Source organism: Alkalibacterium iburiense, assembly GCF_039521845.1.
Taxonomy (GTDB): Bacteria; Bacillota; Bacilli; order Lactobacillales; family Carnobacteriaceae_A; genus Alkalibacterium; species Alkalibacterium iburiense.
The window spans coordinates 1-10,382 of record NZ_BAAACW010000129.1 but is presented as its reverse complement, the minus strand read 5'-3'; the positions used below and the strand labels follow the sequence as shown (position 1 = coordinate 10,382).

Genomic DNA, 10,382 nt, shown 5'->3' with positions numbered 1-10,382 from the left:
GGGGTGATGGCACCCCCTGAAACTTAAGGCTTGAACAAAACAGAAATGGCCTGCGTTCGACAAAGCACTTAAGAATCCCACTACTTTAGCTGTGGGAGTGTCAATTTTTCAATAATACAAGCGGTATCCTTTTTATACTAGGGAGCTGGCTTGTTAACTCCTTGATTAATAAACGTCTCAATGCCTATGTAAAAGAGGATGAAATGGACAAAAGCCGCTCATAAAGATGAGCGGCTTTTTAATCAAAAATAAATATTTTTAAAGCGAATCGTTGGTTATTCCTATTTGTATCGATATAACGGTGTTTCTCATTTAAACAATGCAACCCCTGCCTCTATTGCATCCTTACAGCTCCATAGCTGCGCCAGTGTGGATAAATTTCTTTAAAACATGTGTATATAATCCTTCATATTTACCTTTAATGTCTCTCTAGTATAGCATTTTCTGAAAATATAGCAAGCAAACAGCTTTACACCAAGCTCCTTTCACTTTGTCTTTGTACTTTTTCGACTGACACTTTCTTAATGAAATAGATGCCTCCGATAAGAAGCAATGGAAAGATGGAAGCAAAGAGAATACCGGTTTGCAGTCCGCCACTAAATAAACCAGCAGTTACTCCTACAACAGTCGGTCCGACAGCACAGCCTATATCTCCAGCCAATGCTAAAAAAGCATACATCATAGTCCCTCCGCGCGGAATCCCTTGAGCAGCTAAGCTAAAGGTTCCTGGCCACATGATACCGACTGAAAATCCTGCCAAGGCACAGCCTATTAGAGCAAGGACAGCCCAGGGTGACAGAGCTATCATGAGAAAGCTGGTAAAACACAAAGCAGCGCTCGCTGTCATGAAGGGTTTCAAAGGAAACTTGCTGCCGTATTTTCCATAAAGAACACGGGATAACCCCATGGCTACCGCAAAGATAAGGGGCCCTGTCAGATCACTGAAAGCCTTGCTTAGTCCTAAGCCGGTTTCTGCAAAGGCGGACATCCACTGACTTACCGCTTGTTCACTTGCGCCAGCTCCAATCATGATAATGACCATGACAATAAAGAGTTTGTTGGTAAAGAGCTGTTTAAAGGAACGAGATCGTGTGGAGTGATCCATCACATGCTTAATTGGGACTTGGCTGAAAAACACAGCATTCCCTAAAGGGATGAGCGACCAGAAAACAGCTAGTCCCTGCCAGTTTTCCACTCCTGCGAACAGGAAATAAAGGGAAGAGAGGACCACGACTCCGACATGTCCCCAACAATAAAAGGAGTGCAGCAGACTCATGGCCGATTCTTTGTGTTCCGTTGGCGATGCTTCTACTATTGGGCTAAGAAGAACCTCCAGTAAGCCCCCGCCCATTCCGTATATAATAACGGGTATGACCAGGCCGTAAAAGGGCTGATTAAATAAGTCTGGTAAGATGGATAGCGAAAAGAGTCCGGCGAAACTAAGTATATGTGCTAGGACAACAGCTGGCCGGTAGCCTAATCTATCCACATAAAAAGCAGCGATTAAATCGACTACGAATTGAACGGCAAAATTAATGGTTATGAGTAGCGTAATCTGCGTCAGTGGTATACCGTATTGTGCTGAAAAAGTTAAAAATAATAGCGGAATAAAATTATTATTAATGGCTTGAACGATAAAGCCGATAAAGCTCGCATAAATCGTATGATTATAATTCAATCGTCTCTGTTTCATTAAGGAGATTCCTTTCCATTTTTAATAACTGTCTATCAGCATACCTTATGTGAACTACCCACCACTTACCACCCTAACGGGTTGCTTGAAGTGGGGGCTTCTTGGGTAATCGCCACTTTTGGTAGCTGACGAAATTGACCAAGCTAACCCTCTTGTTCCAAGAGTTTATATTGGTGATTAGGCATTTGCTAATAAGCGAATGCCTTCTTTTTTGATATTGAGTGCTGAATTGTAATCCCTGTCGAGATTTAGACCACACGAACATACGTAAGTTCTCACGTTCATAGGCATAGGTTGGGTATTTCCGCAACTTGAACAGGTTTTGGTAGAGGGAAACCATTTGTCTATTTTGATAAGCTGTTTTCCTTGTTCTTTTAGTTTGTACGCTAAGAAAGAGGTAAACATCCCCCATCCGTTATCCGCGACGCTTTTACCAAACTTTAGCGCTTGTGACATCTCTTTCATGTCTAAATCTTCAATCACAACTGCATCATAATTTGTTGCTAATGCTTTTGATTTATGATGAAGAAAATTCTTACGTTGATTGGCGACCTTCTCTTGAATTTTAGCTACTCGAATACGTTGTTTGTCCCAATTTGAAGACCCTTTCTTCTTACGAGAAAGTTTACGTTGTTCAACGGCTAACTTATCAAGCATTTGCCGATAAAAATTAGGATAATTGGCTTTCTCACCCTCGCTATCGACAAACAACCCATTCATCGCAAAATCTAAGCCAACAACTTTTTCAATGTCTTTGTTTTCAATCTCCTTCTCATACTCTGTAAGAATAGAAATATAGTATTTTCCTGATGCGGTTATTGAAAGGGTACAAGATTTGATGACGCATTCCGAAGGAATGGCACGATGTTGTTTAATTTTAACCATTTTTAATTTAGGTAATTTGATATGACCATCCAATAACTGAATGTTTCCATTGACGACATTTGTTGTGTAACTTTGTTTATGTCGTTTACTTTTGAATTTTGGAAACTTGGCATTCCCTTTGAAAAAGGCTTTATACGCTTTATCTAAGTTGAGTTGAGCGTTTGCTAACGCTAAAGAGTCTACCTCCTTTAGCCATTCATATTCTTTTTTGTATTTGGCAGGCGTGGGGAGTTTTACCTTCTTTAATGCTGTTTTATCATCTTTTAGGCTTTCATATGTTTCTTTTCGTTCGGCTAACATTTTGTTATAGACAAAGCGAACACAACCAAAGGTTTTGCGTATCACCACAGCCTGTTCTTCTGTCGGATATAATCGAAACTTATATGCCCTATTTTGTTTAGACATATCAAATCACCTCACTTTATCCCTTGATTTTCAATATATTTTTTCACCACTTCAATAGGTGAACCGCCCGTTGTCAACAAACAAAAACTTCTCGACCAAAACATTTCTTTCCATAGCTTTTTACGAACATGGGGAAAATCCTTCTTGATAAGTCTTGAACTGGCACTTTTATAGGCATTGATGAATTTCGATAATTCACTGTTAGGTTGTGCTTTGAACAGAATATGAACATGGTCAATATCGTGGTTCCATTCAACTAGTGTGATATTATATTTTTCACTTAATGACACAAATTTATCTTTGGCATAATCCGAAATCGTATCATCTATTACTTTTCTTCGATACTTCACAACTAACACAAGATGGTAATGCATCAAAAACACTGAATGATTGTTACTGTCTAATTTCATTGTTATCTCAATCCTTATACTTGGTAAGACTGATTATATCATATTGAGAATAAAGACAAAATAAAAAACCTTTGGGCTGTCGCCCAACCGACATTCATCTCCCCCTTATCGTTGGGCTACGCCCTTCACACGCTTGAAGAGGGAGACTTCTTTCGGAAGTGAGTTAAAAATAAATACAGCTAAAAGAATCACATACCCTAGATTAGTTAAACACCTGTTAATTAAACTCCATCATTTTAATGGGTCATACTTGCCATTTTCCCATTAAAAAAACACACCTTTACCTCCTAGGCGGAAGTAAACATGTGTTTCAATTTCATTTATCTTCTTTCACCGTAAATGACTTCTAAACAGAAGGCACACGGTTCATCTCCATCTCTTCTGGAACCGTAAAATAAGTTACATACATGGAAACCATCTTCATATATCTTTTCTAAATTCAGACGTGATTTGGTCATACCGGTATCTGACACCTGTTTTTCTATTGACTGTTGTTTCATCACTTCTGCTAATCGATCCCTCAGATTTTGATTTTCCATCCGTAACACATTATTCTCTTCTGTTAAATGAGATAATTCTTCTTTCATTTTTTTGATAGTTGTTAATGTGGCTTCTGCGTGGGATTCTAATTCGTTAAATGCTTCATGTAGTTCTTTTTTATCCATTTTTCACCACTTCTTTGCTCTGATCTTCATCAGTGTCTAATGGGAGACAACTCACCCTGTGATAAGCATCACATCTTTTTATAGCATACCATGATTTGAGCCAAATTGCCAAAAGAACTAAGAGTTGAGCTAAAACTTTACTTACACTGCCTCGCTATTTAACGCTTTTAAAAAGTTTTCTAATCGATCCATACTCTCTTCTATTGTTTTGAGACTGACGCAATAACTTAACCGAATAAAATCATCCGCTTCAAAACAACTTCCAGGAATTAATGCAACTTTCTCTTTTAAAACAAACTGTTCACAAAATTCCCAAGAAGATAAGCCGTATTTTTTAATTGAGGGAAACATATAAAAAGCGCCTTCGGGCAACTCTACTTCTAGGCCCATTTTAACCAGCCGATCATACATATAATCTCGCCTCTCTCGGTAACTTTCTACCATATAATCAATTGGACAAGCTAGTGCCGCAATTGTTGCTTCTTGGATAAAAGTCGTCACACAAGTTAAGCGGTATTGATGGACTTTTAAAGCTTCTTTGATAAACCGTTCATCCGCCATCAGATAGCCAATTCTCCATCCAGTCATGGCATATGGTTTGGAAAAACTTTGACAAACGATGATGTATTCTTTAATATCTTCAAATTGCGTAGACATGGAGGGAGCTTCCTCAAATACTAATTGCTTATAAACATCATCGCATAAAACAAAGAAGCCATGCTTTAACACACATTGCTGAACTGCTTTTAAAGAGTCTTCATTTAATATAGTCCCTGTCGGATTGTTAGGCGACGTTAAAATAATCGCTTTTGTTTTTGATGTGACTTTTTCTTCTATCATTTTTTCAGTTACTTGAAAGTGAGTAGAAGATGTATCAATCGTCACACAAGTCGCCCCTTCTATTTCAATTAATTGACGGTAAAGTGAGAAAGCAGGATTGAGTACAATCACTTCATCGCTTGGGTTTAAAATAGTAGAAAGAGCAGTTGAAATGGCTTCAGTAGAACCTGCCGTAATTAATATTTCATCAGGAGAATAATATGTTTGGGAATGCATTTCTTCAAACTGACTGATGGCTTTTCGTAAAGAAAGCAAGCCTTGCGACGGTGCATAATGCGTCTGGTTTTCTTCTAAAGATTTAGCTAGTGCTTGTTTAATTGGATCAGGAGTGGGAAAATCGGGTTCTCCGAGTGTCAAGAAGTGCGTGGCGCCCTGTTCAAGCGCAAAGTCATTAAAGTAACGAATAGCGCTTGGTTCCGATTGAATAACGCGATTATTTAATAATTCTTTCATATATGAGCTCCTTTATTTTTTATTGGAACAGTTTACCAGTTGTTAAAAAAAAACACAATATGAGTAGACAATTAATTTCATTAATGGTACTCTAATAAACATAAAAAAAGAGGTAGCAATGCAAATGAGTAATACGTTAGAGAAGACATTCGATGACAACGTATGAAAGGTAACCATTGCCGAATAGGTGAAATTGGTAGATTTCACTTATGGGGATGCAGATAATACCTGTATCACTCCTGCTTATTTAAGCGGTGGTGCTAATCATATTGTGTACATAGTCGTATTCAATCAGCCGCCGTCTTGGCGTTTTTTTATTGTCAAAAATCCAATTGAAACGAGGAATACTATGTATGCATCAAAATATAATGGCTGTGGAAATGACTTTATGATTGTAGACTACAAAGAAGACGTAAACTATTCCGATCTTGCTATACAACTTTGTCACGAAGCTGAACAGGATACCGACGGATTAATCGTTGTAAAAAATAATCCTTTGGAAATGCTTTTATTCAATAAAGACGGGTCTCAAGCACCTATGTGTGGCAATGGCATTCGGTGCTTTACAAAGTATGTCAGGGATGAAAAGCTAACACATCATACTACTATTCCTGTTCAAACGCTTGCTGGAGAGATGACTATAGATATTCTTTCAACAGATCCGTTCGAGTGTAAAGTAAATATCGGCAAAGCAGATTACCGAAATGACCGTTTCAATGCGGCGGATCATCGCTCTTATATCAATCGAACGGTAGAAATTGACGGTAAGCCGGTCACCTTTACTAGTTTGTTTATGGGAACTGTTCACACGGTCGTTTTTGTCGAGGATGCTAAAGCTATGGTGAAAAGTGACTTAGGAAAGAAGCTCTGTCAGCACCCCTTATTTAAAGAACAGACGAATGTCAATTTTGTTCAAGTGGTGAACAGGAAAGAATTAATTGTTCGCACGTTTGAAAGAGGCGTCGGTTGGACATTGGCTTGTGGTACGGGATGCAGCGCAAGTTTTGTAGTAGCTAGAGATTCTGATTTGGTTGACACTCGCGTTCATGTTCATCTGGAAAAAGGTAGTCTAAAGATTGAAGGATCAGACGATATTTTTATGAGTGGCCCTGCAGTATTTGAAAAGAAAATCAAGTTACCAATTACGTAATATAAGGAGGATCCTATGAAAGCAGAAGATATTATTCAAACGATTGCCCGTTCAGAAAAACAAACCCCTGTGAAAGTCTATTTAAACTTGTCAGAAGAGCTTTCCTTCCCTGATTGTAAAGTGTTTGGAGAAGGCTTGTCGAAAGTTATTTTCGGAAACTATAAAGACATCAAACCAATAGTAGAGAACAACCAGCATAAAATCATTGATTTAGAAATAGAATCAGATCGCCGTAACAGCGGGATTCCTTTACTAGACACTAAAGGATTAAATGCTCGGATTGAACCCGGTGCCCTCATTCGAGATAAGGTTGAAATAGCTGATAATGTGGTTATTATGATGGGGGCTGTTGTAAATATCGGTTCAGTCATTGGGAAAGGAACCATGATCGATATGAATGCTGTTTTAGGCGGACGAGCGATTGTCGGTGAAAATTGTCATATTGGAGCCGGCGCGGTACTGGCTGGAGTCATCGAACCGGCTTCCGCCCAACCTGTCGTTATTGAAGATGAAGTGTATGTCGGGGCGAACAGCGTTGTTATAGAAGGCGTACGTATTGGGAAAGGCAGTGTTGTAGCTGCTGGTTCCGTTGTCACTAAAGATGTACCTGAAAATTCAGTCGTAGGTGGCACCCCCGCTCGTTTACTTAAGAAGAAAGATAAAAAAACGACAGACAAAACTGAACTCGTTGAAGCTTTACGAAAATTATAAAAAAAGAACCATTATTATTAGCAGGAGAGTTACTGCCTAGTAATAATGGTTCCTTTATCATTTTAATTCATTTAGTAACTGCAAAGTGCAACTTTCAAATACGCCTTGAGCCGCTACGTTGCTTTCTAACTGTTTTTTACCGGTTAGTATAATTTCCATCATATTGGCCAAAGCAAGTGAACTAAGTCGGTCGGCATCTCTTTTTATGTCTTCTTCTTTCTTAATAAAGGCGAAAACATGCTCATTTGTTATTTGGCTATTCAACACATCTTGTAAAAGAATAAGCAATAAGTCTAAAACAAGTGTGTGTTCTTTTTTATCCTTTACTAAAGGCATAATATCAGTATGAACAAAGATAAAGGCCTGGTCATCTTTTTTAGATAAAAAGACATACCACTTCCATACAGCTTTAACAATATTTTGAAAGTTTTCATCTTCAGATAGTTCCAGGGCTTCTGCTTTGTCTGATGTTAAATGACACAACAAAGCTGCTCGTTCTTTAGACAAACCCGCTTCTTCTAAAAGTAAGCGTTGTTGAGCTTTGGGTAATTGTGGGAAATGAATAAGCTGGCAACGGGACAATATCGTTGGTAAAAGTCGGTGCTTAGCTGTTGTTAGTAAAAAGACAGTTATTTCCCCTTCAGGCTCTTCCAGAAACTTTAATAAACTATTAGCTGCTTGAATGGTCATCTTCTCAACGTCTTCAACGATAACAATTTTCTTGCGGCTTTCCATCCCGCTTTTAGAGAATTCTTCTTTTAGTGCTCTCACTTGGTTTATCTTTATAGACAATCCATCTGGCTCGACTTCAACTATATCTGGATGATGATGCGTTCTGATCCGCTGACAATTATGACAGCTTTGGCAAGGACCCTCTTCATTTCGGTTCTCACAGAAAATGCCTTGAGAAGTCCAAAGAGCTGTTTCCTTTTTACCCGTTCCCATTTTCCCCTCAAATAGGTAAGCGTGTTGCATTGTATTGTTATTTAATAAATGAAGAAACAGCCGCTGAATGCTCGGCTGTTTAATTGTATTGGTAGACATGTCTCGTCTCCCTGCTTTTAAAATTGTAGGAATTGATCAATCGGTAAGACAAATAGTGTTGCTCCACCAACTTCTACATCAACTGGATAAGTTAAATCGGACTCCAAAGTAAAATCGTAAGATGGAGGGCTCATCATTGTTTGACTGCGTGTTGAACAGTTTTCTTTAATTAATTCTAAGACACTGTCTACTTTTCTATCTTCTACACCCATTAAGAATGTTGTATTCCCCGCTCTTAAAAACCCACCGGTAGAGGATAGTTTCGTTGCTCTGACTCCATTTTCAACAAATTCATCTGAGAGTCTTTTGCTATCCTGGTTTTGAACGATTGCTACGATTAATTTCATGCTTATCATCCTTTCAACTTTTGACTACACTTTTATTTAATCTTGTGAATCTCTTTTTGAATGTGAGACCAGGCTTCTGTAAAGACCTCGTCTTCACTTTGACTGGCATCCACTACGATAAAGCGATCCGGTTCTTGTTTGATTAACGCGTGATACCCTTTTCTCACTTCTTCATGGAAGGTTATTTCTTCTAATTCTAAGCGATCTTGCGTCCGATTAGACTGTTTGTCTTTAATTCGATTCAGACCCACTTCTGCTACCACATCTAAAAAGAGTGTGACATTTGGCTTTAATCCTTCAATAGCAAACTCATTGATGGCTTTTACTTCCTCTATTCCAATACCTCTGGCTTGTCCTTGGTATGCAATGGAGCTATCGACAAAACGGTCACATAAGACAATTTGTCCTTCTTCTAAAGCCGGTCTAATCTTTTCTACAACATGCTGTCTTCTTCCTGCAGCCAGTAACAAGGCCTCCGTGCGTGCATCCATATTTGTATGGGTCGGATTCAGCAACAATTCCCTTATTTCCTCTGCAATATCACTCCCGCCAGGTTCTCTAGTCACAACTAGAGATTGAGTAGTTTCTGATTGAATGGCGGTTACCAGTCGTTTGACAAGACTTGATTTCCCTGCTCCGTCCGGTCCTTCAATCGTGATGAACAATCCTTTCACGACATTTCCTCCATCTAGTTAACATTTGCTTCACTAATAAAGCTACACCATTATTATAACGCTAAATAACGAATAATGCAGGTTAAAAATTTAAATATTTATTCATGATTTATATTCATTATACGGTACTCAAAGCCCTTCTGTCTATATTTTCCCGTATTATATGTATTTTTCTAACTCAGATGTATGATAGGCAGATAACTGTTCATCCATTTGCTCTATAATTTCAATTGCTTTTTGAGCTTGCATGCTACCGGTGTTCTTTTCTCCCTCTAGTATAAGTATGACCCCGTCAATAAATAATTTACGCGTTTTCTCATAAAAGTAATGTGGCTCAATAATAGAATCCAAATAATTTGACACAATTTTTGCTTCTTCCAACTTATTTCTTCTCAGTAAAATAACACAGGCATTTTCCAACAAGGCGATAATATCTCTCATATTTCTCCGAGTCACTTTTTGTTTATGTGCTCTATTTTCAATTTCCTTCAAAAGAATCATGAGTGACTTATCAGCGAATATAGTCATAGCATTCCCGAACAAACTGACTTCGTAATGTGTCCAGTAGGAGCACCCTATCAAATAATCTATTAAAAAATTTTGATTTTCTTTTGTGATAGTGTAGTTAGTATCGATATCAGAAATGATCGCTGATATAATAATCGCATTGCATTTATGATAGGTGTTATTCGTTTCATGATACAAGTCCATTTCCTTTTCATAAAGACTGACTAAACCGGATTTGTCTTTTTTTGAATAAGCAATCGACATCTTTTTAAAAACCTTGTTGTAGTCTGTTAATACTTGGTTATCGAAGAACAAGAACTCATCCACACTCATGTTTAACTTTCTTAACAACCTCACAAACGTTGATAAAGTTATATCAGACTTTCCTTGTTCGAATTTACTGAGATATGAAAATGAAACAATTCCTTCAGACAATGTTTTTAAGGTGTATCCTCGATCTTTACGAAGCAGTCGAAATGACTCACCAACAGAATTCATTTTGTGTCCTCCATTTTAAAATTCGTATTTCCAAAAATTTTGTTTATTTTATAGTTTATTTCTTCGTTTATTGCTTGTAAATCAATCTTTTACACAAAAA

Annotated in this window: 11 protein-coding genes and 1 riboswitch; of the genes, 2 read left to right on the top strand and 9 right to left on the bottom strand. The window is 37.9% G+C overall.

Features of this window, described 5'->3' with window-relative positions; translation table 11 throughout:
• Nucleotides 1-469: 469 nt before the first annotated feature.
• The 5 genes from ABDZ53_RS10430 to ABDZ53_RS10410 all read right to left on the bottom strand — a co-directional run bounded on the left by ABDZ53_RS10430 (nucleotide 470) and on the right by ABDZ53_RS10410 (nucleotide 5,351).
• Nucleotides 470-1,693 (bottom strand): MFS transporter, encoded by a 1,224-nt coding sequence (locus ABDZ53_RS10430; protein ID WP_343756279.1) that lies wholly within the window; start codon nucleotides 1,691-1,693, stop codon nucleotides 470-472.
• A gap of 177 nt (nucleotides 1,694-1,870) precedes the next feature.
• The gene (locus ABDZ53_RS10425) at nucleotides 1,871-2,983 is read right to left on the bottom strand and encodes an RNA-guided endonuclease TnpB family protein (protein WP_343756277.1); all 1,113 of its coding nucleotides are present in this window, start codon (nucleotides 2,981-2,983) and stop codon (nucleotides 1,871-1,873) included.
• A gap of 11 nt (nucleotides 2,984-2,994) precedes the next feature.
• Nucleotides 2,995-3,393, bottom strand: a complete 399-nt coding sequence (gene tnpA, locus ABDZ53_RS10420) for an IS200/IS605 family transposase (protein WP_343756275.1) — start codon at nucleotides 3,391-3,393, stop codon at nucleotides 2,995-2,997.
• Between the two features lie 320 nt (nucleotides 3,394-3,713).
• A complete protein-coding gene (locus tag ABDZ53_RS10415) occupies nucleotides 3,714-4,058 on the bottom strand; it encodes a DNA replication initiation control protein YabA (RefSeq protein WP_343756273.1) in 345 nt (114 codons plus the stop codon).
• A 141-nt stretch (nucleotides 4,059-4,199) separates the two neighbouring features.
• On the bottom strand, nucleotides 4,200-5,351 hold the full coding sequence (locus ABDZ53_RS10410) for a pyridoxal phosphate-dependent aminotransferase (RefSeq protein ID WP_343756271.1): 1,152 nt from the start codon (nucleotides 5,349-5,351) through the stop codon (nucleotides 4,200-4,202).
• Nucleotides 5,352-5,450: 99 nt separating this feature from the next.
• A riboswitch (Lysine riboswitch) is annotated at nucleotides 5,451-5,622 on the top strand.
• 78 nt (nucleotides 5,623-5,700) lie between these two features.
• Here ABDZ53_RS10410 and dapF point away from each other — a divergent pair.
• Together dapF and dapD are read left to right on the top strand one after the other, a co-directional pair.
• A complete protein-coding gene (dapF, locus tag ABDZ53_RS10405) occupies nucleotides 5,701-6,501 on the top strand; it encodes a diaminopimelate epimerase (RefSeq protein WP_343756269.1) in 801 nt (266 codons plus the stop codon).
• 15 nt (nucleotides 6,502-6,516) lie between these two features.
• Entirely contained in the window at nucleotides 6,517-7,212 is a 696-nt protein-coding gene (dapD, locus tag ABDZ53_RS10400; RefSeq protein ID WP_343756267.1) for a 2,3,4,5-tetrahydropyridine-2,6-dicarboxylate N-acetyltransferase, read from the top strand.
• A gap of 57 nt (nucleotides 7,213-7,269) precedes the next feature.
• On the opposite strand, the gene holB is transcribed toward dapD, so the two are convergent.
• The 4 genes from holB to ABDZ53_RS10380 all read right to left on the bottom strand — a co-directional run bounded on the left by holB (nucleotide 7,270) and on the right by ABDZ53_RS10380 (nucleotide 10,282).
• On the bottom strand, nucleotides 7,270-8,256 hold the full coding sequence (holB, locus tag ABDZ53_RS10395; RefSeq protein ID WP_343756265.1) for a DNA polymerase III subunit delta': 987 nt from the start codon (nucleotides 8,254-8,256) through the stop codon (nucleotides 7,270-7,272).
• Between the two features lie 17 nt (nucleotides 8,257-8,273).
• The gene (locus tag ABDZ53_RS10390) at nucleotides 8,274-8,603 is read right to left on the bottom strand and encodes a cyclic-di-AMP receptor (RefSeq protein WP_343756263.1); all 330 of its coding nucleotides are present in this window, start codon (nucleotides 8,601-8,603) and stop codon (nucleotides 8,274-8,276) included.
• Nucleotides 8,604-8,635: 32 nt separating this feature from the next.
• Nucleotides 8,636-9,277, bottom strand: coding sequence for a dTMP kinase (gene tmk, locus ABDZ53_RS10385; RefSeq protein ID WP_343756261.1), 642 nt, complete (start codon nucleotides 9,275-9,277; stop codon nucleotides 8,636-8,638).
• 159 nt (nucleotides 9,278-9,436) lie between these two features.
• On the bottom strand, nucleotides 9,437-10,282 hold the full coding sequence (locus tag ABDZ53_RS10380; RefSeq protein WP_343756259.1) for a helix-turn-helix domain-containing protein: 846 nt from the start codon (nucleotides 10,280-10,282) through the stop codon (nucleotides 9,437-9,439).
• Nucleotides 10,283-10,382 lie beyond the last annotated feature (100 nt).

What these genes read in the sequence shown, in the direction of transcription:
- ABDZ53_RS10415 (WP_343756273.1), bottom strand. Translation starts at nt 4,058, where the DNA reads ATGGATAAAAAAGAACTACATGAAGCATTTAACGAATTAGAATCCCAC.
- dapF (WP_343756269.1), top strand. Translation starts at nt 5,701, where the DNA reads ATGTATGCATCAAAATATAATGGCTGTGGAAATGACTTTATGATTGTA.
- ABDZ53_RS10430 (WP_343756279.1), bottom strand. Translation starts at nt 1,693, where the DNA reads ATGAAACAGAGACGATTGAATTATAATCATACGATTTATGCGAGCTTT.
- ABDZ53_RS10390 (WP_343756263.1), bottom strand. Translation starts at nt 8,603, where the DNA reads ATGAAATTAATCGTAGCAATCGTTCAAAACCAGGATAGCAAAAGACTC.
- tnpA (WP_343756275.1), bottom strand. Translation starts at nt 3,393, where the DNA reads ATGAAATTAGACAGTAACAATCATTCAGTGTTTTTGATGCATTACCAT.
- ABDZ53_RS10425 (WP_343756277.1), bottom strand. Translation starts at nt 2,983, where the DNA reads ATGTCTAAACAAAATAGGGCATATAAGTTTCGATTATATCCGACAGAA.
- ABDZ53_RS10380 (WP_343756259.1), bottom strand. Translation starts at nt 10,282, where the DNA reads ATGAATTCTGTTGGTGAGTCATTTCGACTGCTTCGTAAAGATCGAGGA.
- holB (WP_343756265.1), bottom strand. Translation starts at nt 8,256, where the DNA reads ATGTCTACCAATACAATTAAACAGCCGAGCATTCAGCGGCTGTTTCTT.
- dapD (WP_343756267.1), top strand. Translation starts at nt 6,517, where the DNA reads ATGAAAGCAGAAGATATTATTCAAACGATTGCCCGTTCAGAAAAACAA.
- ABDZ53_RS10410 (WP_343756271.1), bottom strand. Translation starts at nt 5,351, where the DNA reads ATGAAAGAATTATTAAATAATCGCGTTATTCAATCGGAACCAAGCGCT.